The following is a 20143-nucleotide window of genomic DNA, read 5'->3' as shown; positions in this document are numbered from 1 at the left end:
AAATTAATTTATGTAAATTGTAATCTAAATTAATTCAATAAATGTTGTGGCAGTTTAATTGTTAATTATTATATTGCGACACTGAATTATCACCTACTAAAACAATATGAAAGTAAACAAAATTAATGCCCTGCGACTGATGTTATCATTGTTATTGATAGCTAGTTTTGCTAGTTGTAGCAAGAAATCCAGTACAAATAATACTTCAAGAGCAACGGGTTGGAACGACCCAAAGGGTAAATCAAATAAAGCTTCGGGTAAAAAACAAATTGCTGGACCAGGTCTTGTATTTGTTGAAGGAGGAACATTTACTATGGGTAAAGTCGAAGACGATGTTATGCATGATTGGAACAATACTCCAACTCAACAACACGTTCAATCCTTCTATATGGATGAAACTGAAGTTACAAATTTTATGTATATCGAATATTTAGATTGGTTAAAACAAGTATTTCCTCCAACCGAAGAAAACTATAAAAACATTTACGAAGGTGCATCACCAGATACATTAGTTTGGAGAAATAGACTGGGTTACAACGAAACCATGACTAATAATTATCTAAGACATCCCTCTTATGCAGAGTATCCAGTTGTAGGAGTAAACTGGATTCAAGCAAATGAGTTTAGTAAATGGAGAACGCAACGTGTTAACGAAGCCCTATTAGAAAAAAATGGTTACTTAAAGAAAAACGCAAAAACTTTAGATGTAACTGCAGAAAGCAATTTTGATTCTGAAACTTATTTAAACTCACCAACTCTTGCTTACGGAGGAAATGAAGATATTGTATTGAAAGGTCGAAAAGGAGCAAGAAAAGCACCTAGAGCCGGTAAAGACGGTAAAGTTGTCGAGCCAAAAAATATCTACGCACAACGTTCATCAGGAATATTATTGCCAGAATATAGACTTCCTACAGAAGCTGAATGGGAGTATGCAGCAGCTGCAGATGTAGGTCAAAGAGAATATAACATATACAAAGGGCAAAAAAAATATCCTTGGTCAGGAAGTTATACTCGTTCAGGAACAAGACAAAGCAAAGGAGATCAATTGGCCAATTTCAAACAAGGAAATGGGGATTACGGTGGTATTGCAGGTTGGTCTGATGATGGAGCAGATATAACACAAGTTGTTAAGTTTTATCCGCCTAATGATTTTGGATTATACGATATGGCAGGAAATGTAGCCGAATGGGTTGCGGATGTATATCGTCCGATTATAGATAATGAAGCGAACGATTTTAATTATTTTAGAGGGAATCAATACACCAAAAATAAAATTGGTCAAGACGGTAAAATTCAAGTTGTAACAAAAGATAATATAAAATACGACACTTTAAGCAACGGAAGAATTGTTGCAAGAGCATTTCCAGGTACAATTGCTCAAGTTCCAGTTGATGACAAGGAAACTTATTTAAGACAAAATTTTGATAAAAGTGACAATGTCAATTATAGAGATGGTGACAGACAATCCTCTAAATATTTTAAATTTGAATCTTCAGACTCCGAAGACACTAAGAGTAAAGATGAAAAAACCATGTATAACGCACCCAAACATAATGTGTCAACAGATAGTTTAGGAAAAATGGTAAGGAAATATGACAAAACAAACAAGCGAACCACTTTAATAAATGACAACGTAAGAGTATATAAAGGAGGTTCATGGAGAGATAGAGCCTACTGGCTCGATCCGGCACAAAGAAGATATTTCCCACAAGATATGGCTACAGATTATATAGGATTTAGATGTGCAATGTCGAGAGTTGGAGCAAAATCTGATAAAAGAAAATCAGCAAGAAATTAATTTTTATATATAATCGAAATAAAAGCCCTTTAATTAGGGCTTTATTTTTTTAATAGTTTTTAAAATGGACATCAAATACATTCATAGTTGTTTTTTAAAATGTAAATCGGTTTCAATTGATACGCGTAAAATAGAGTCAAACTCATTATTTATTGCAATAAAAGGAGAAAATTTTGATGCAAATACTTTTGCTAAAACCGCTCTTGGAAAAGGGGCCAGTTTTGTTATAATTGACAATAAAGATTACTACATTGATAAAAGAACAATAGTAGTCGAGAATAGCTTAAAAGCACTTCAAGAATTAGCAAGTTACCATCGTCAATATTTAAAACTTCCCATAATAGCTTTGACAGGAAGTAATGGGAAAACTACAACAAAGGAATTAATACAAGTAGTACTTTCAAAAAAATACAATGTAAAAGCAACACAAGGAAACTATAATAATCATATTGGTGTTCCATTAACAATACTTTCATTTTCTAATGAAACCGAAATAGGAATTGTAGAAATGGGAGCCAATCACCAAAAAGAAATTGAGTTTTTATGCGAAATTGCACAACCTAATTATGGTTATATAACAAATTTTGGAAAAGCACATTTAGATGGATTTGGAGGATTTCAAGGAGTGATAAAAGGAAAAAGTGAAATGTACCAGTATTTGATTGAAACAAAAAAAGAAGTTTTTGTAAACTTAGATGACGCTATTCAAGAAGAAAAAACAAGAAACCTAACTCGTTATACCTTTAGCCATAATAAACATCCAGCAACTGTTAATATTGACTCAATAGAAGCCAATCCTTTTGTTGCTATTAGTGCTTTAGGGACAGAAATAAATTCAAAATTAATTGGCTTGTACAACGCTAATAATATTAATGCAGCATTAACAATTGGCTTTCATTTTGGTGTAGCTATTGATGATATAAAATCAGCCATAGAAAATTATATCCCTGATAATAATCGTTCTCAAATGATTGTAAAAAACTCTAACGAAATTATTTTAGACGCTTACAACGCTAACCCAAGTAGTATGTCAGTAGCTTTAGAAAACTTCATTCAATTAGACAAACCTAATAAATTAATTATTATAGGCGACATGTTCGAATTAGGAACCGAGAGTTTTAATGAACACCATTATATAGTAGAAATGTTAAAAAATAAAACTTCAATACAAAGCCATTTTATAGGAAAAGATTTTTACGCAAATACAATAGAATTACCCAATTTTAATTTCTACAACACATTTGAAGATTTTGTAAAATATTTATCTTCAAATAAATTTGTAAACAAAACAATTTTAATCAAAGGTTCAAGAGGAATGGCTCTTGAAAGAACATTAGAATTTATATAAAAAAAAAACTCCACTATTTCTAATGAAGTTTTTTGTGGGCGATGAGGGGTTCGAACCCCCGACCCCCTCGGTGTAAACGAGGTGCTCTGAACCAGCTGAGCTAATCGCCCTAATGCGAGTGCAAATATAAAGCACTTTTTTAAATATACAACTAAAAAAGAATAAAAATTACAAAATTTCCGCGACTACAAAAGTACTTCCCCCGATATATAAAAAGTCTGTTTTTGCAGCCATACGTAAAACTTCATTATAAGCTTCTGAAACAGAAATGAATACTTCGCCATTCAAGCCATGTTCGTGAGCTTTTTGTTCCAAGATAGTAGCTTCTAGACCTCGAGGTATATTGGGTTTGCAGAAATAATATTTTGCTTTTTTGGGAAACAAAGGTAAAATTTCATCCAAATCCTTATCGTTTACAACACCTAAAACGATATGCAAAGTGTCAAATGTTTCTTTTAATATTTGATTCATGACGATTTCTAGACCGTGTTTATTGTGTGCTGTATCACAAATTATTTTTGGGAAATTACCCAGTTGTTGCCATCTTCCTTGAAGTCCAGTGTTTTTTACAACGTGCAATAAGCCATTTTTGACAGCAATTTCACTAATTTTAAATTCCTTTTGAGAATTTAAAATTGCAATAGTTTGAATAACAGTTTTCTTATTATGTAGTTGATAATCTCCTAGTAAATCCGATGGTTGCGTTTCTGATATCAATTCCGAAGCAAAGTAAATTTCTGAATGATTTTCTTTGGCTTTAGCCAAAAAAACAGGTTTAGTTTCAGGCGTATATTCTCCTATAACGACAGGAATATTAGGTTTTATAATTCCTGCTTTTTCTCCCGCAATTGCCTCGAGTGTGTTTCCAAGAAACTGTGTATGGTCAATGCCAATATTTGTAATTACGGAAATCAATGGTGTAATTATATTCGTTGCATCCAATCTTCCCCCTAATCCTACTTCGATTATAGCGATGTCAACTTTTTCTTTTTTAAAATATTCAAATGCCAAACCAACTGACATTTCGAAGAAACTCATATCGTTTTCTTCGAAGAATATTTTATTTTTTTGGATAAATTCACAAACAAAATCCTCCGAAATTTCTCCCGAAGCTTCGGGAGCATTTATTTTGATCCTTTCCCTGAAATCTTTGAGATGCGGAGAAGTATAAAGTCCTACTTTATACCCAGATTCTTGCAGTATTGAGGCTAACATGTGCGATGTAGAACCTTTGCCGTTAGTTCCAGCGACATGAATGCATTTTATATTTTTATGAGGATTATCAAGGTGTTCAGCCAATAAATGAATATTTGTCAAATCTTTTTTATAAGCCGATGCGCCTTGAATTTGGTACATTGGCAACTGATTGAACATCCAATTTGTGGTTTCTTGATACGTCATCTTTTCTATAAAATAAGCTGGGATTAAAATATTTTTCACTTTTTTTAGTTTAATACTTTAGTGAAAAGTATCTTTAGTGCAAAATTGAAATATTTTTTAGAATTAATCCATAAAATACAATAATAATATATGTTTAGTTTAATACAACTACAAACCGACACTCTTGCTACGGCAGCATCAAACCTAGTTATCGAAAAAATTGCTCCAAATACTGAAATCTCTGTTTTAGGCTTTATTCTAAAAGGAGGTTTTTTCTTAATTCCCATTGCCATCTTACTGTTTTATACTTTTTATGTAATAATTGAGCGCTATTTATACATTAGTAAAGCCTCAAAAATTGATAATAACTTGATGCGGGATGTTCGAGAGAATTTGAATTTTGGTAAATTAGATTTGGCGCAAACTATTGCTGAACGAAGCAATTCAGCATCAGGAAATATTCTTAAAGAAGGAATCCTAGTTATTGGCAGACCAATTGCTGAAATCGAATCGAATATGGAACGCGCTGCTAATATCGAAATTGGCGAAATGGAAAAACGTTTGGGACATCTTGGGCTTATTGCAGGAATTGCGCCTACGCTTGGATTTATTGGAACAATTTCGGGAGTTATAAAAATATTTTATAGTATTTCCGTAACCGAAAATATTAGTATTGGTAATATTTCTGGCGGTTTGTACGAAAAAATGATTAGTAGTGGTGCTGGATTGTTAGTGGGTATTATTGCCTATAGTGCGTACCATTTGCTAAATGGGAAGATTGATATTTTTGCTTTAAACATACAAAAGCAAGTGTTAGAATTTGTAAATATTATTCAAAGACCAAGCCATGTCAATAAAACGAAGTAGAAGATTTCATGCCGAAGTTGCCACTTCGTCCCTGAGTGATATCATGTTTTTTTTGTTGTTGTTTTTTCTAATTATTTCTACTTTGGCAAATCCAAATGTGATTAAAATGACCTTGCCAAAAGCCAAAGCCAACGAAAAAACCAACAAACAATACATCAGTTTATCCGTAACCGAAGACAAACAATTCTTCATAGACAAGCAACCCGTAACTTTCGAAGCATTAGAAACCACCTTAATGTCGAAAATGAATGGCGCAACCGACCAAACGGTTATTGTGCGAATTCCGTTTAATTTACAAGTACAAGATTTAGTCGATGTGTTGCAAATAGGAGTGAAGAATAACCTGAAATTTGTGATTGCTACAAGCCCGAAGTAGAGTTTTTTTTGGAGTTTTCACGAAGCAATATAATTGTTATACACCATTTTATTTATGAGTAAATTATCAAATCTCGACATCGAAGAAATATTCAGACAAGATGCTCAAAAAATAATTGATGCTAGAAAGCGCTCAAAAGTGATTCATGCAACAAGTGATATTAAAGCTTCGGGAAATGAAGTGGAGCATTCTGTACGTGATTTTTTACGAAGTAGAATGCCAAGTAATTTCTATGTTGGTCATGGACATGTAGTGGATTGTAATCAACAAACAAGTCCACAGTTTGATGTATTAATATCTGATAATACTTTCATTCCAATACTTTTAAGAACTAATGATTCTACAGAATATTTTCCATGCGAATCACTTTATGCGATCGGAGAAATTAAATCAACATATAATAAATCTGAAAAACCAATTGAAAAGTTTTGCGAGAATTTAAAACTGGTAAAGGAAAATATGAAAAGAGAAGAAGTATTTAATACAGCATATAAAGGAGAATTTAGCGATTCAACACTAATGCGTGATATGATTTTACAAAAAAACAATAAAGTTTTGAATGCGATTTATTCATTTATGTTATTTGTAGATTCGGAGAAATTTGACATAAGCGAATTTAATGATTGTTACAAAAAATATGGAAACAAGTATCTCCCAAATCATATTATTTTGTTAGATAGAGGCGTTGTTTTTTTTGGAAAAATAACAGAATCACAAATGATATTTGAAAGATATCCAGAATATGATGAAAACGAAGAAAATGAATGGATATTATCAGCTTTTGGCTTGAATGAAGAAAAAGAAAAAGCTGGAAATCATCTTGGATTTTTGTATTACAATTTATTAGAACACATGAATTCAAGTTTGTTAGAACCTATAAATTTGATGCCATATTTTAACAGCTTATTCACTGGAAGAAAAAGTAAAATGATTAAAATAAAAAACAGTGTATAATAACAGTTGATTAAAGTTGGTTTTTATTTGTGCCAATTTTTTTAATCTTTGCAATCCTTGACCCATTCCCCTAATTCAAATTGAAATTATAAACAATCTTCCCAACTTGTTTTTCTGGCGCATCACTACTGGGTTGCCATTTAGTATTCATAGCCGCCATTCTGGCTTGGTCTTTCAAGCATTTTGCCGTAATATTTGTTCCTCGTATTCCCGCAATAGCACTTATGGTATTGCCATTTTTATCAACAGTTACTTCTACAACAACCATTCCTGTTTCGTCGCTACAACTGCTGTTGGGCAAAGGTTTAGAGAGTGCTTTTCGGTTTCCTAACGAGTAACCGCCACCAGAACCAGAACCAGTTCCGCTTCCATTTCCGGAGCCATATCCGCTTCCTGTACCTATTCCGTTTCCAGTTCCGTTTCCTCCGCCAGTTCCACCACCAGAACCGCCAGTTCCATAGTATTCTTTAGAGTTTAAGGTTCCGTTTGCTTTTCCTTTGTTTCCAGCTACTTTGTCATCGCCATCGCCGCCTTTGTTCGACCCTTTTAAAATACTTGACAAAGCATCATTCGTATTATTAGAAACTTTTGGCTTTACAACAACTGGTTTTACCGTTTCTTTTACAACAACTGGGTTTTTTACTTTTTCTTTTATTGGAATAACAACACTTTCTTCGGTGGTGTTTTCTTGGGATAAAATGGCTTCGTCGGGCGTGTTTTTTGTAGGAGTTTGTTTGGCTTGGTTTTTTACATTCAAAACTTCGCTTATATAATTCGCGCCAGAACCCAAATCGCTATCGCCAAAATTTACAGTAACGCCACCACCACCGCCACCGCCAGTTAATTCAGCCAAGTTTGATGGTGGCCAAAACCGAATAAAAAATAAAATCAGCAACAAAGTTCCGTACAAAAGAATTGTAATAAGGAGTGATTTTTTATGATCGGAAGCAATAGTGGAACTCATTTTGACTTTATAATTTAAAAAAGGAATACATGCATTAAAACGTTGAAATTTACTAAAAATTGTTAATAGAAAAAAGCGATACGCTTTTGTTTCTAAAAATTTTACCGCAGATTCACAGATTTTAAATAATCTGCGAATCTGCGGTAAAATTTAATACATTTAATAGTAGTACAGACTTCAGTTTGCTAACAAAATTTGAGAAATTCAAGTCTATAATGTTTTATTTTAAGTAAGCTGTTTCAATGCTATTTCAAAAGCGGTTGCGCTAATATTTGTTTTCGATGCATTTAGCGTATGTGTTTTTTCTAAAGCTTTTTTTATCGTTTCCGATATGTCTAAAAACACAGCTTCATCAGTCATTTGCACTTTCTTTTCCATGAAATAAGCAAAAACTCTTGCCATACCACAATTCGAAATAAAGTCGGGAATTAGGCTTACTTCTTGGTCAACATGCTCCATGATTGGTCCAAAAAAGATTGCCGCATCGGCAAAAGGAACGTTGGCACCACACGAAATCACTTCGAGTCCATTAACAATCAAACTATCAATTTGGCTTTGCGCTACTAATCTTGAAGCCGCACAAGGGGTGAAAATTTCCGCACCAATGGTCCAAATCTTTTTGTTGATTTCTTCAAAAGGAATCATGTTTTCGGCAACTAATTTGTTTCCGTCTTTGTCTAGAAATAATGTTTTTATTTCGTCGAAAGTAAAACCATCTTCGTTAATCAAACCGCCATCTCTATCAATAATACCTATGATTTTTGCACCCATTTCTGCCAAATAAAAAGCAGCAGCCGAACCCACATTGCCAAAACCTTGCACAATGGCTTTCTTTCCTTTTACATCGCCACCATAAATACTATAATAATGACGCACGGCTTCGGCAACGCCATAACCAGTAATCATATCAGCAACGGTGTATTTTCGAGTTACATCTGGAGAGAATTTTGGGTTTTCAATTACCTTAATAACACCTTGACGCAACTGCCCAATTCTATTAATTTTGTCGGCTTCAGTAGGTTTAAAATGTCCGTTAAAAACACCTTCTTGCGGATGCCAAACGCCACATTCTTCGGTCATGGGAATCACTTCGTGAATTTCGTCTACGTTCAAATCGCCGCCAGTTCCGTAATAACTTTTCAATAAAGGAGAAACCGCTTTGTACCAACGTTGCAAAACGCCTTTTTTTCTTGGGTCGTTCGGGTCAAAATTTATTCCTGATTTTGCACCACCAATTGCTGGTCCAGAAACCGAAAATTTCACTTCCATAGTTTTTGCCAATGACAAAACTTCATTCATATCCAACCCTTTTCTCATTCGAGTTCCGCCACCAGCTGCGCCACCACGAAGGGAATTGATTACTGTCCAGCCTTCGGCTTCAGTTTCAGCATCTTTCCAGTTGAAAACGATTACAGGCTCTTTATTTTCGAATTTCTTTAATAAGTCTTTCATTTGTTGCGATATGTTTAATTTTGGCAAATATAAAAAATAGAATAATGCGAATTATGTATTTGGTGTTTTATTTGAATTTGTATATAACTCCAGAGCTGTGATTTGTTTTTGCTCCCGTTACGCTACTCAAAACATTGATTTCGTTGCGCAATTTTAGCACGCCAAGTAATCCAAAAATCAAAGCTTCTTTGAATTCTAGAATTTTACTTTCGGGAATAATAAGGTTCATTTCGGGTAAATAAAATTGCATTCGCTCGATAAGAAAATCATTGTAAGCTCCGCCACCAGTTATAAAAAGACTGCCCTTCTTGTCAGGCAAAGCCAAAGCAATTTGAAAAGCCACATGTTCTGTGAAAGTATGTAATTTGTCTTCGATAGTGATTTGAAAACTTTCGATTAGTGGTAAAACAGTTTCTTTTACAAACTCAAAGCCTAAAGATTTTGGGTATTTTTTTTGATAATAATCCAAAGCGTTTAGCTCGTTTAACAAATCTTGGTTGCAATTTCCTGTTCTTGATATTTGCCCTTTATCGTCATAATCCAAGCCTAATTTGTTTGCATAAAAATTCAAAACGGTGTTTACAGGTGAAATGTCAAAGGCAATTCGGGTATTATTTTCTTCGAAAGAAACATTCGAAAAACCGCCTAAATTAATGCAATAATCGTATCCTGAAAATAATAGTTGATCACCAATAGGTACTAACGGCGCACCTTGACCACCAAGTTGTACATCTTGAACTCTAAAATCACAAACCACAGTTTGATGAATCAAAGTGGCAATTTCGGGTAAATTCCCTATTTGTAACGTGAACCCGTTTTGGGGTTGATGCAAAATCGTGTGTCCGTGTGAGCAAAGGGCATCGAGGTTTTCGATTTTATGTTTTTGGATAAATTCCGAAATAATTTTTGCTAAAAGTTGCGTATAGTTTTGGTTTAAAACTTCGAGTTGTTCTTTTGTAAAATCTACTGCGTTTTTTAACTGCTGAATCCAGTTTTGGCTATAGCCAACTGTTTCACATTCAAGGATTTTGAAAGTCCATTTCTGGTCCACAATTGCAAAGTGAATATGGGCTAAATCAACGCCATCAAGAGAAGTTCCAGACATTACTCCGAAAACGTTGTAGTTTTCTTTTTTCATTGTTCAAAATTACACAATAAAAAAATTATCTTTGCTGAAATATTCAAACAAATCACAACTTTTTATATAAAATTATTATGGATTTTAATCTTACCGAAGAGCAATTAATGATTCAACAAGCAGCCAAAGATTTTGCTCAAATCGAGTTGTTGCCAGGTGTTATTGAGCGTGATGAACATTCTAAATTTCCAACAGAGCAAGTAAAAATGATGGCGGAACTTGGATTTTTAGGCATGATGGTTGATCCCAAATATGGTGGTTCAGGATTGGACAGCGTTTCGTATGTTTTGGCTATTTCCGAAATTGCCAAAATCGATGCTTCGGCTGCGGTAATTATGTCGGTAAACAATTCTCTGGTTTGTGCCGGAATGGAAAAATATTGTAGCGAAGAGCAAAAAATGAAATACTTAGTGCCTTTGGCTAAAGGAGAAGTTATTGGCGCTTTTTGTTTGTCAGAGCCAGAAGCCGGAAGTGATGCGAGTTCGCAAAAAACTACTGCCATCGATATGGGCGATTATTATTTGTTGAACGGAACTAAAAACTGGATTACAAATGGAGGAACAGCATCTACCTATTTAGTTATTGCACAAACGGATATCGAAAAAGGACACAAAGGCATCAACGCTTTTATAGTAGAAAAAGGTTGGGCTGGATTTGATATTGGTCCAAAAGAGAAAAAGATGGGAATTCGCGGAAGCGACACGCATTCCTTATTATTTAATGATGTGAAAGTTCCAAAAGAAAACAGAATTGGCGCCGATGGTTTTGGTTTTACTTTTGCGATGAACGTATTAAATGGAGGCAGAATTGGTATTGCATCACAAGCATTGGGCATTGCAACTGGAGCTTATGACTTGGCATTAAAATATTCACAAGAGCGAAAAGCTTTTGGAAAAGAAATTTTCAAACACCAAGCAATCGCTTTTAAATTAGCCGATATGTTTGTCAAAATAACTGCGGCCAAATTATTAATTATGAAAGCGGCTTGTGAGAAAGACGAAGGAAAAGACATTGCACATTCTGGCGCTATGGCAAAATTATACGCTTCGGAAATTGCTCTGGAAGTGGCAAATGAAGCCGTTCAAATCCATGGCGGAAACGGATATGTTGCTGAATATCATGTAGAAAGAATGATGCGTGATTCTAAAATAACACAAATCTATGAAGGAACTTCAGAGATTCAACGTATTGTAATTTCGAGAGGATTAGTTTCTTAAAACGAACAAAAAAATAGTATAAACCATTAAGAAATTAAGTTTCATTAAGCGAAATAATGCTTAGTTTTCTTAATTTCTTAATGGTTTTTAAATTAAAAAAAAGTTACATTTACCCAAAGAATTTTTATGTCCGAAGAATTAAAATATTGGTACTTACGGGATCACAAACTGTTTTGGACATTAAGCATGTCTCAAATCAAACAATTGTGTATTATTACAGGCTTTAAAAAAGCCAAAAAAGGAGATGTTATTTACTTTTCTTCTTCAGATGTGCCACGTATTTTTTTACTCAAAAAAGGAAATATCAAAATTGTAGAAGTCGATGAAGACGGAAACGAAACCATAAAAGACATTATTCAAAAAGGGGATTTATTTGGTGAATTGACATTAGAAAACGATAGAAATTCTAACGAATATGCCAAAGCACTTACAGATGAAGTAGCTATATGTAGCTTTTTGATGTCGGATTTTGAAAATTTAATGTTGCAAAATCCGAATCTAGCTTTGACCTATACCAAGTTTGTGGGACTTAAAATGAAACGCATCAAAAACAATTACTCCAATTTAATTTCTAAAGATGCCAAAACCCGATTGTTTACTTTTATAAAAGAATGGGCTGAAAAAGAAGGCAAGAAAGACGGCAACAAAATAGCTATTGAAAACTACTTGACCCAAGCCGATATTGCTCAAATCATTGGAACTTCACGCCAAACAGCAACACAATTACTCAACGAAATGGAAGAAAATCAATTGATTTTTTACTCTAGAAAAACCATTTTGATTGATGATATTACAAAATTGTAATTATTTTACACGATTTGTAAACTAGCTGACAAAATCCAAATTGCATAGTTATTACGTTTGTATAAATATAAATAACTATCATCATGAAAAAAACAGTCTTACTTTTAGTATTTTCAACATTTCTGATTTCCTGTGAGGAAGAAGGTATTTTGACACCAGATATTGTTCAAATCGTTCCTATTCCTGTAAATACAACTCCTGTAAATGAGGGATTATTTATGCCTACTTCGGGGATAAATGTAACTGGCGGCGCTAAAATTTATCAAGAAAACGGACAGTACAAAGTTGTTTTAGAGAATTTTAGTATTTCGGGTGGTCCAGATTTAAAAGTGTATTTATCCAAAACAAATACACCAAATGAATTTGTCAATTTAGGAAATTTAACAGCAGCCACAATTTATGCCATTCCTCAAAATGTAGTATTGTCTGATTATAAATATGTATTAATTCATTGCCAGCAATACAATCATTTGTTTGCGGTAGCTCAACTTAAATAATGATAAATATGAAAAAGATACTATTTGTAATAATTACAGTTTTGAGTTTTACTATTACAACTGCGCAAGGTTGCAGTGATGCAGGAATTTGTTCTATAAATAATGGTTTTGTGCCAAACGAGAAAGAACAAAAAAACACCATTGAAATAGGAACTGTTTTTGGAGCAGGCGAAGCAGATGTTACTTATATATCTCCCTATATTTCCTATTCAAGAAAATTGAATGAGCGTTTTTCTTGGAGTTCTAGGGTTACATTTTCGTCCGCCGATGGAAGTTTTGGAACACGTGCTGCTTTTGGGGATGCGTTTTTAATTGGTAATTATACTTTTGTTGCGAAAAACAATACCCAATGGAGTGCTCTTGCAGGCTGGAAAATTCCGTTTACAAGCGCTAATTTAAAAATAAATGGGTACTCACTTCCGTTAGATTATCAATCCAGTTTAGGAACTTTTGATTTGTTTCTGGGAACGAATTTAAATTATAAAAATTGGAATTTTAATGCGGCCGTTCAAATCCCAGTTTTCAATAACAATAAGAATTCCTATTTCTCAGCGTTCTCTGGAACCAATGATTTTCCATCGACAAACTTATTCGAACGTAAATCTGATGCTTTGTTGAGAGCTACATATTCAATTAAAACATCTAATAAAAAATTTATTTTCAAGCCAAATATTTTATTTATTTATCATTTAGGCGAAGATACTTTTGAAAATACTTTTGGCAAAAGAGAAACGATAATAGGATCAGATGGGTTAACTGTGAACGGAAATTTAATCACTGCTTATGCAATAAACAATACGAACAGTATTGAACTTTCATTAGCTTCTCCATTTGTAATAAGAGATAGTAGGCCTGATGGTTTAACTAGAAGTTTTGTTTTGGGTTTGCAATATCAACATTCATTTTAATAGCATTACTAAATTTAATTCAATATGAAAAAATTACTTGTGCTATTTGTGGTTTTGACGACTATATCCATTTTTGCTCAATCTAATTTAAAAAACGGATTGGCACTTCAAGGATTTGACCCAGTTGCTTATTTTGAAAGCAATAAAGCAATCGAAGGGAAAAAAGAAATTACTTCAGCATATAATGGCGCTGTCTATCAGTTTTCTTCCGAAAGTAATAAAGAAATATTTCTTAAAAACCCTTCACATTATGAACCAGAATTTGGTGGTTTTTGTGCCTACGGAATGTCAGAAGGTTATGAAGCTCCGGTCAAACCTGAGGCTTTTACTATTGTTAAGAATAAATTATATTTAAATTACAATTTAAAAGTAAAAGAAATGTGGGCAAAAGAACAAAATTCTAGAATAGAAAAAGCTATTGTGAATTGGGAGAAAATAAAAAACGAATAATTTTTTTATCCCTAATGCAAAGTAGCAGACAAAACGCTTTTAGGATCTATTTTATATTTACAGTATCAAATCAAAAAACATAAAAAAATGAAAAAATTAATAATTGTCTTATTTGTTGGTTTATTCTCAACAATTACATTCGCTCAATCGGCAGCAAAACGAGTAAAAGAATTTAATATTGAAAACAAAGTTGCTATTCAAGGGTATGATCCTGTAGCTTATTTTACCCAAAAGAAAGCCGTGAAAGGAAAAGCGACAATTGCATCAACAAATGAAGGTGTTACGTATTATTTTTCATCACAAGCTAATAAAGATATTTTTACAAAAACCCCAACAAATTACGAGCCGCAATATGGTGGTTGGTGTGCTTATGCAATGGGGTCAACGGGCGAAAAAGTTGAAATTAATCCAGAAACTTTTAAAATAGTCGACGGAAAATTGAATTTATTTTACAATGCTTTTTTTAACAACACCTTAAAAAGTTGGAATAAAGAGGAAGTGAATTTGAAGAAAAAAGCAGATTCAAACTGGAAAAAAGTCATTAATTAATTTAAAATAGTGTCATGAAAAACTCAATTTTTATTTGGATTATTAAAATAGTTGCAGTCGTAATTCTTTTACAAACATTGTATTTTAAATTTACTGGAGCAGAAGAAAGTGTTTATATTTTTACTACTTTAGGAATTGAACCTTATGGCAGAATAGGATCTGGATTGGTCGAATTAATTGCGTGTATTTTAATTTTAATTCCAAGAACAACTTTGTTAGGTGCGCTTTTAGGAATTGGCACGATGGTTGGTGCTATTTTTTCGCACCTTTTTGTTTTAGGGATTGAAGTGAAAAACGATGGTGGGGAACTTTTTATTTTGGCAATAATTACCTTTCTTTGTTGTTTAGTATTGATATACAATCAAAAAAATAAAATTCCAGATTTATTAAAGTTTAAAATTTAATTCTAGCTATTTTAAAAACTATATATGCTTATTCCTTCTATTCATAAAACTTTAAACGAGTTGTCTGATTTACTTTCACAATTTAACGATAGTGATTATACTAATCCTTGTTTTGGACTAAGCAATGCAACCGTTGGGGAACATACGCGACACATTATTGAAATGTTTCAATGTTTAGAAAATCAATATGAAAGTGGAATTGTCGATTATGATAAACGTAAAAGAGATTATCAGATCCAAACGGATGTTTTTTTTGCAAAAGAAACGATTAATTCAATTTTAAATCAATTAGACAAACCTAATAAAAATTTGCAACTACAACAAATTGTTGACGGAGAAGAATTACTAATTGATAGCAATTATAACCGAGAATTACTTTATAATTTAGAGCATTGTATTCATCATCAAGCCTTAATAAAAGTGGCTATTTTGCAAATGGATCACATTCAAATTGATAAAAACTTTGGTGTTGCTCGTTCTACAATTGAATATAAAAAGCAATGTGTACAGTAAGTTTTGTTTCAACGAATGGTAAAATTATTATTACTTCAAATCGGGACGAAAAAGTAATTCGACCAAGCGCAATTCCTCCAAAAAATTATGTTGTAAACGGGAAAAATATTATTTTTCCAAAAGACCCAAAAGCCGGAGGAACATGGTTTGTAGTTGATGCTCAAGGAACAATTATAGTTTTATTAAATGGAGCAACCGAAAAGCATGACGTTAAATTGCCTTATAGAAAAAGCCGTGGTTTAATAGTTTTAGACGTAATAAGCAGTAACTCTCCAAAGGATTTTTGGCAAGAAATCGAATTAGAAAACATCGAACCTTTTACATTAGTTTTATTCCAAAACAGCAAACTTTACCAACTACGCTGGAACGGAATTGAAAAAGAAAAAATTACTTTAGATTCAAATAAAAATTACGTTTGGTCTTCATCAACATTATACCCAAAAGAAGTTCGCGAAAAAAGAGCCAAGTGGTTCGAAACTTTTTTAGAAACAAATCCAGAAATTTCCGAAACTAAAATGCTCTATTTTCATCGGTATACTCAAGAGGAAAATCAAGAAAATGGATTGGTTATAAACCGCAATAACGAAATGAAAACCTTGAGTATTACCCAAACTGTGGTCGAACAAAATAAAGTGGTTATATTGCACAGTGATTTAACAGCAAACATGGATTTTGAAACCACATTTATAACAGTTTAAACTAATTTTATAATTTGAAACTATTTCTACACAAACTTACACACTGGGAATATTGGCCTTTTCAGATTGTTTATATTCCAATTTATTTTTTGTGGATTTATTATTCCATTAAGGCAAAATCGCTGTTTTTCTTTAATGCGTCTAATCCAACAATTAAAAATGGAGGCTTTATAATGGAAAGTAAAAAAGCAATTTATGATTTAATTCCCCAGCAATATTATCCAAAAACAGAACTTATAAAAGAAGCAACCTCTCTTGATGAAATCCTAAAAATAATAGAAAAGTCAGCAATAAAATATCCTTTAATTGCAAAGCCAGACATAGGATTGCGGGGTTCGGCTGTAAAAAAAATTGATACTATAGCAGATTTAAAATCCTATTCCCAAAAAGCTAATTTTGATTATGTAATCCAAGATTTAATTCCTTATGCAAACGAAGTTGGGATATTTTACGTGCGTTATCCTCCCGATGCTTCGGGAGAAAATCAAGGGAGAATTACTGGAATTGTTGCCAAAGAATTTCTAATAATTACTGGCGATGGAGTTTCGACAACCCAGGAATTAATAAAACAAAATCCACGTTACGAATTGCAATTGAAAGTTTTAAAACAAGAATACGGTAAGAAATTATTAGCCATTTTGCCCAAAGGCGAAAAATTAAATTTAGTTCCTTATGGGAATCATGCTCGAGGAGCAAAATTTATAGATGGAAGTCATTGGATTAATCCAAAATTGACAGCCGTGATTAATGAAATGTGTCTGCAAATTCCCGGGTTTTATTTTGGTAGATTGGATGTAATGTACAATAGTTGGGAGGAATTATTGAATGGTAAAAATTTCTCGGTAGTAGAATTAAATGGTGCTGCGAGTGAACCTACACATATTTACGACCCAAGACATTCATTGCTATTTGCATGGAAAGAATTGGCACGACACATCACTTTTATGTATGAAATAAGTGTTGAAAATCATAAAAAAGGCTCTCCCTATTTGACATACAAAGAAGGAATTAATGAATATAGATTGCATTTAAAGCAAAGCAAAAAGATTGTAAATTTTTAAAAAGCAACGCACTTGTTGTTATTCTGAGGCACGAAGAATCTTATGATGAGATGAGTTTCTCTCTATCCCAACGACAAGTCGAAATGAAAAATTATGCAAAAATGATACAACTCAAAAACATATTAGTTGGATTTTTAGTCAGCTTTGTTGGTTCAATTCCTTTGGGATATTTGAATATTGTGGGTTTTGAGATCTACTCAAAATTTGGGATAAACAGTTTGTTTTTCTTTTTATTTGGCGTGATGTCTGTTGAGGTTTTTGTAATTTATTTTACGTTGATTTTTGCAAACTCATTAGTAAATAATAAAAAACTGATGAAATTCATTGAGATTTTTGCTGTTTTCTTTTTATTAATTATGGCCTATTCTTTTTATTCACATTCAAAATTAACAGGAACAAATCAGGATTATTTATCAAGTTATATTGCCTATTCTCCTTTTTTAATTGGAGTTTTACTCAATTGCTTGAATTTTTTGCAAGTACCGTTTTGGACCGGTTGGAATCTGTATTTGATAAATTCGAACTACATTTTAGTAGACAAAAATTTAAAGTTTTATTACATTGCAGGAACTTTGTTTGGCATATTTTTAGGAATGTTGGCATTGATATTGGCGTTACATTCCATCTCCCAAAACTCAGGAAGTATTACCCAATATTTTATGCCCGTAATTATTCCGTTATTTTTTATTGGATTGGCTTTGTTTCAAGTTTACAAAGTGTATAAAAAGTATTTTAAAGCATAATTATCTCTGAACACTTATTTCAAATACAATTACACTTATATATTTTATCCTAACGGTTATCAATTTTTCTATTTATTTCTTTTTCTATTTGACAAATACAACTCATAAGGTAGAATTATTCCTTATTTTTGATATTCAAATGATTTCTTCACTATTTGAAAATCAATTTCTATGATAAATAACAAATACTTTTTTAAATTACTTATAGTATTGTTTGTCAGCGTTTTTCCTAAAATTACGTTTGCGCAAGAGGAATGCAATTGTGAGATTCTCTCTAATAACATAAAAGAAAATATCGTTGACGACAAAGATTCACTTGAGGTGTTTAAAAACATTAATTTGCTTAAAAAGTCAAAATTCAAAAGTTGTGTTTTTGAAGGTTTTCAGATTGAATTCGACTATTATATAAGTAATAGAAATTCTAAAAAGGGATATTATGTACTTCAAAAACAACAAAATTTATTAAAAAAAATGAATTGCAAAGGGCAGTTTGATTCTGCTATTTATTCCAATAAAGCTTACTATTACAAAATAATAAATGATCTTGAAAAATTATCTTTTTATGCTTTTAAATCCTTAAAAGTTGCTGAAAAAAGTAATAATCCAGAGAAGCAAATTCAAGCCATTCAAGCATTAGTTTATTTGTTTACAAAAATGAACGAACACGACAAAAATTGGATTTATATAAAACGAGCTCAAAAATTAATTGAGGTTCAAAATGCAAGTAAGCAAAACGTACGAAATTATAGATGGTTAGCCTTTGAGTATGAGTCAAAGTACACACTTATCAAAAGAAAGACGTTACTAGATTCCGCACTTATATTTGCAAATAAATCAAAAATTGGAGCCTTTAGATATAAAATGTACAACGAAATTACTAACTTTTATCGAGTAAAAGAAGCCTGTTCGTATCACAAAGGCGATGTAAAAAACGCTTTAAAACATATCGATTCGGCTATTTTCTTTGCAAAAAAAGTAAAAGGGAATAAAAACATGGCTCCATTGTATTCTGCTAAAGCTTGGGATCATTTAGACAATGGACAATTAGCAGAAGCAAATAAATGGATGGATACTGCTTTAGTCGTTGTCGATAATTCAAAAGATTCTGCTGGCAAGATGATGATGTATTTTGACTCTTCAAATTTGTATTCGAGCACTGGAAATATTAGTAAATCTTTCGAATCTTTCAAGATATATACCAAAATGAAAGATAGCGTTTGGAACATTAAAAAGGTAGAAAAAGTAAACGAATTAGAACAAAAATACAACAAAGCCAAAAATGAAAAAATGATTTTTGAGTTAGAAAAAACCAAACAATTATATACATTTTTGATTATTGGTGGCGTGTTGGCTTTATTAGCTTTGATTTTCTTTTTCAGGCAACGTACGCTTCAAAATAAGCAAAAAATTATGCAAACCGAACAGCGTTTGAACCGAGCGAGAATAAATCCTCACTTTTTTTTCAATGCTATGGCTTCTTTACAGAATCTATCCCTGCAAGAAAAGAGTACAAAAACAACCTTGTTTATTTCTCGTTTTGCAAAAATAATGCGCCAATCTCTGGAGAGTACGTATGAAGAATTAGTTTCGGTCGAAAGTGAAATTGATTTTATTACCCAGTATCTTGAGATTCAAAAATTGCGTTTCCCGTCAAAGTTTGACTATCAATTTCATGTAGATGATACTTTAGAAATTAATGAATTGAAAATCCCAGGAATGATTATTCAACCTTTTGTAGAAAATGCAATCGAACACGGTTTTAAGGATGTTGATTACAAAGGCAAAATCGATATTACTTTTGCTGAAAACGGAGACCAAATCAACATTATTATAAATGATAACGGTAGTGGGCATAATTTAGAAAAAAAGGATATAAAACATAAGTCAAGAGCAATGCAAATTATTAAAGATCGATTGTATTTATTCAATAAACAAAATGGTTCAAATGCATCTTATCATGTACAAGATTCGAATGGAACAAATGGTTTTATAATAATTGTATCTTTACCCAAGACCTATTAA

21 protein-coding genes and 1 tRNA gene are annotated in these 20143 nt (G+C 32.4%); 17 read left to right on the top strand and 5 right to left on the bottom strand.

All coding sequences use genetic code 11. The features are described 5' to 3' along the window. Positions 1-106 precede the first annotated feature (106 nt). Both gldJ and murF read left to right on the top strand, forming a co-directional pair. On the top strand, positions 107-1798 hold the full coding sequence (gldJ, locus tag RMO53_RS04770) for a gliding motility lipoprotein GldJ (RefSeq protein ID WP_310378526.1): 1692 nt from the start codon (positions 107-109) through the stop codon (positions 1796-1798). A gap of 64 nt (positions 1799-1862) precedes the next feature. Continuing rightward, positions 1863-3146 (top strand): UDP-N-acetylmuramoyl-tripeptide--D-alanyl-D-alanine ligase, encoded by a 1284-nt coding sequence (gene murF / locus RMO53_RS04765; protein ID WP_310378524.1) that lies wholly within the window; start codon positions 1863-1865, stop codon positions 3144-3146. A 35-nt stretch (positions 3147-3181) separates the two neighbouring features. On the opposite strand, the gene RMO53_RS04760 is transcribed toward murF, so the two are convergent. Beyond that, positions 3182-3256: transfer RNA gene (locus tag RMO53_RS04760), tRNA-Val, on the bottom strand. Between the two features lie 58 nt (positions 3257-3314). Then, a complete protein-coding gene (locus RMO53_RS04755; RefSeq protein ID WP_310378545.1) occupies positions 3315-4547 on the bottom strand; it encodes a folylpolyglutamate synthase/dihydrofolate synthase family protein in 1233 nt (410 codons plus the stop codon). Between the two features lie 129 nt (positions 4548-4676). Between RMO53_RS04755 and RMO53_RS04750 the strand changes: the two genes are divergently transcribed. From RMO53_RS04750 to RMO53_RS04740, 3 genes are read left to right on the top strand one after another with little or no spacing between them, the layout of a single operon-like run. Continuing rightward, complete coding sequence (locus tag RMO53_RS04750; RefSeq protein WP_310378522.1) at positions 4677-5393, top strand: MotA/TolQ/ExbB proton channel family protein; 717 nt, start codon at positions 4677-4679, stop codon at positions 5391-5393. Next, a complete protein-coding gene (locus RMO53_RS04745) occupies positions 5374-5769 on the top strand; it encodes a biopolymer transporter ExbD (protein WP_310378520.1) in 396 nt (131 codons plus the stop codon). The genes RMO53_RS04750 and RMO53_RS04745 overlap by 20 nt, the downstream gene beginning before the upstream one ends. Before the next feature lie 54 nt (positions 5770-5823). Next, positions 5824-6723, top strand: a complete 900-nt coding sequence (locus RMO53_RS04740) for a DUF6602 domain-containing protein (protein ID WP_310378518.1) — start codon at positions 5824-5826, stop codon at positions 6721-6723. 70 nt (positions 6724-6793) lie between these two features. Here RMO53_RS04740 and RMO53_RS04735 read toward each other — a convergent pair whose 3' ends face one another. The 3 genes from RMO53_RS04735 to RMO53_RS04725 form a co-directional block, all read right to left on the bottom strand. Beyond that, entirely contained in the window at positions 6794-7687 is an 894-nt protein-coding gene (locus tag RMO53_RS04735; protein ID WP_310378516.1) for an energy transducer TonB, read from the bottom strand. A 225-nt stretch (positions 7688-7912) separates the two neighbouring features. Then, positions 7913-9139, bottom strand: a complete 1227-nt coding sequence (locus RMO53_RS04730; protein ID WP_310378514.1) for a Glu/Leu/Phe/Val dehydrogenase dimerization domain-containing protein — start codon at positions 9137-9139, stop codon at positions 7913-7915. Positions 9140-9206: 67 nt separating this feature from the next. After that, the gene (locus tag RMO53_RS04725; RefSeq protein WP_310378512.1) at positions 9207-10277 is read right to left on the bottom strand and encodes an anhydro-N-acetylmuramic acid kinase; all 1071 of its coding nucleotides are present in this window, start codon (positions 10275-10277) and stop codon (positions 9207-9209) included. A 77-nt stretch (positions 10278-10354) separates the two neighbouring features. On the opposite strand from RMO53_RS04725, the gene RMO53_RS04720 reads away from it, so the two are divergent. From RMO53_RS04720 to RMO53_RS04665, 12 genes are all read left to right on the top strand, one after another. Then, a complete protein-coding gene (locus tag RMO53_RS04720) occupies positions 10355-11494 on the top strand; it encodes an acyl-CoA dehydrogenase family protein (RefSeq protein ID WP_310378510.1) in 1140 nt (379 codons plus the stop codon). Between the two features lie 126 nt (positions 11495-11620). Continuing rightward, positions 11621-12298 (top strand): Crp/Fnr family transcriptional regulator, encoded by a 678-nt coding sequence (locus RMO53_RS04715; protein ID WP_310378508.1) that lies wholly within the window; start codon positions 11621-11623, stop codon positions 12296-12298. A gap of 83 nt (positions 12299-12381) precedes the next feature. Continuing rightward, positions 12382-12795, top strand: coding sequence for a DM13 domain-containing protein (locus RMO53_RS04710; RefSeq protein WP_310378506.1), 414 nt, complete (start codon positions 12382-12384; stop codon positions 12793-12795). An 8-nt stretch (positions 12796-12803) separates the two neighbouring features. After that, positions 12804-13703, top strand: a complete 900-nt coding sequence (locus RMO53_RS04705) for a hypothetical protein (protein ID WP_310378504.1) — start codon at positions 12804-12806, stop codon at positions 13701-13703. Positions 13704-13727: 24 nt separating this feature from the next. Beyond that, a complete protein-coding gene (locus RMO53_RS04700) occupies positions 13728-14153 on the top strand; it encodes a YHS domain-containing (seleno)protein (protein ID WP_310378502.1) in 426 nt (141 codons plus the stop codon). Positions 14154-14240: 87 nt separating this feature from the next. Then, positions 14241-14702, top strand: a complete 462-nt coding sequence (locus RMO53_RS04695) for a YHS domain-containing (seleno)protein (protein ID WP_310378500.1) — start codon at positions 14241-14243, stop codon at positions 14700-14702. A gap of 14 nt (positions 14703-14716) precedes the next feature. Then, the gene (locus tag RMO53_RS04690) at positions 14717-15106 is read left to right on the top strand and encodes a DoxX family protein (protein WP_310378498.1); all 390 of its coding nucleotides are present in this window, start codon (positions 14717-14719) and stop codon (positions 15104-15106) included. A gap of 24 nt (positions 15107-15130) precedes the next feature. Further along, positions 15131-15619, top strand: a complete 489-nt coding sequence (locus RMO53_RS04685; RefSeq protein ID WP_310378497.1) for a DinB family protein — start codon at positions 15131-15133, stop codon at positions 15617-15619. Then, positions 15607-16317: an NRDE family protein gene (locus tag RMO53_RS04680; protein ID WP_310378495.1), complete on the top strand. Its 711-nt coding sequence runs from the start codon at positions 15607-15609 to the stop codon at positions 16315-16317. Before RMO53_RS04685 ends, RMO53_RS04680 begins: the two co-directional genes overlap by 13 nt. Positions 16318-16490: 173 nt before the next feature. Further along, positions 16491-17378: a D-alanine--D-alanine ligase gene (locus RMO53_RS04675; protein ID WP_310378493.1), complete on the top strand. Its 888-nt coding sequence runs from the start codon at positions 16491-16493 to the stop codon at positions 17376-17378. Between the two features lie 83 nt (positions 17379-17461). Next, positions 17462-18121: a hypothetical protein gene (locus RMO53_RS04670; protein ID WP_310378492.1), complete on the top strand. Its 660-nt coding sequence runs from the start codon at positions 17462-17464 to the stop codon at positions 18119-18121. Positions 18122-18292: 171 nt separating this feature from the next. Beyond that, a complete protein-coding gene (locus RMO53_RS04665) occupies positions 18293-20143 on the top strand; it encodes a histidine kinase (protein WP_310378490.1) in 1851 nt (616 codons plus the stop codon).

The organism is Flavobacterium sp., assembly GCF_031409475.1.
In the GTDB taxonomy this organism is placed as follows: domain Bacteria; phylum Bacteroidota; class Bacteroidia; order Flavobacteriales; family Flavobacteriaceae; genus Flavobacterium.
This window is presented reverse-complemented; position numbering and strand designations above follow the sequence as displayed.

Bases quoted from the DNA above. Each gene is read 5' to 3' on its own strand.
- RMO53_RS04695 (WP_310378500.1), top strand. From the start codon at position 14,241: ATGAAAAAATTAATAATTGTCTTATTTGTTGGTTTATTCTCAACAATT.
- RMO53_RS04665 (WP_310378490.1), top strand. From the start codon at position 18,293: ATGATAAATAACAAATACTTTTTTAAATTACTTATAGTATTGTTTGTC.
- RMO53_RS04685 (WP_310378497.1), top strand. From the start codon at position 15,131: ATGCTTATTCCTTCTATTCATAAAACTTTAAACGAGTTGTCTGATTTA.
- RMO53_RS04705 (WP_310378504.1), top strand. From the start codon at position 12,804: ATGAAAAAGATACTATTTGTAATAATTACAGTTTTGAGTTTTACTATT.
- RMO53_RS04750 (WP_310378522.1), top strand. From the start codon at position 4,677: ATGTTTAGTTTAATACAACTACAAACCGACACTCTTGCTACGGCAGCA.
- RMO53_RS04740 (WP_310378518.1), top strand. From the start codon at position 5,824: ATGAGTAAATTATCAAATCTCGACATCGAAGAAATATTCAGACAAGAT.
- RMO53_RS04725 (WP_310378512.1), bottom strand. From the start codon at position 10,277: ATGAAAAAAGAAAACTACAACGTTTTCGGAGTAATGTCTGGAACTTCT.
- RMO53_RS04735 (WP_310378516.1), bottom strand. From the start codon at position 7,687: ATGAGTTCCACTATTGCTTCCGATCATAAAAAATCACTCCTTATTACA.
- RMO53_RS04680 (WP_310378495.1), top strand. From the start codon at position 15,607: ATGTGTACAGTAAGTTTTGTTTCAACGAATGGTAAAATTATTATTACT.
- RMO53_RS04690 (WP_310378498.1), top strand. From the start codon at position 14,717: ATGAAAAACTCAATTTTTATTTGGATTATTAAAATAGTTGCAGTCGTA.
- RMO53_RS04700 (WP_310378502.1), top strand. From the start codon at position 13,728: ATGAAAAAATTACTTGTGCTATTTGTGGTTTTGACGACTATATCCATT.
- RMO53_RS04670 (WP_310378492.1), top strand. From the start codon at position 17,462: ATGAAAAATTATGCAAAAATGATACAACTCAAAAACATATTAGTTGGA.
- RMO53_RS04675 (WP_310378493.1), top strand. From the start codon at position 16,491: ATGGAAAGTAAAAAAGCAATTTATGATTTAATTCCCCAGCAATATTAT.
- RMO53_RS04715 (WP_310378508.1), top strand. From the start codon at position 11,621: ATGTCCGAAGAATTAAAATATTGGTACTTACGGGATCACAAACTGTTT.
- RMO53_RS04755 (WP_310378545.1), bottom strand. From the start codon at position 4,547: ATGACGTATCAAGAAACCACAAATTGGATGTTCAATCAGTTGCCAATG.
- RMO53_RS04730 (WP_310378514.1), bottom strand. From the start codon at position 9,139: ATGAAAGACTTATTAAAGAAATTCGAAAATAAAGAGCCTGTAATCGTT.
- RMO53_RS04745 (WP_310378520.1), top strand. From the start codon at position 5,374: ATGTCAATAAAACGAAGTAGAAGATTTCATGCCGAAGTTGCCACTTCG.
- RMO53_RS04720 (WP_310378510.1), top strand. From the start codon at position 10,355: ATGGATTTTAATCTTACCGAAGAGCAATTAATGATTCAACAAGCAGCC.
- RMO53_RS04710 (WP_310378506.1), top strand. From the start codon at position 12,382: ATGAAAAAAACAGTCTTACTTTTAGTATTTTCAACATTTCTGATTTCC.
- murF (WP_310378524.1), top strand. From the start codon at position 1,863: ATGGACATCAAATACATTCATAGTTGTTTTTTAAAATGTAAATCGGTT.
- gldJ (WP_310378526.1), top strand. From the start codon at position 107: ATGAAAGTAAACAAAATTAATGCCCTGCGACTGATGTTATCATTGTTA.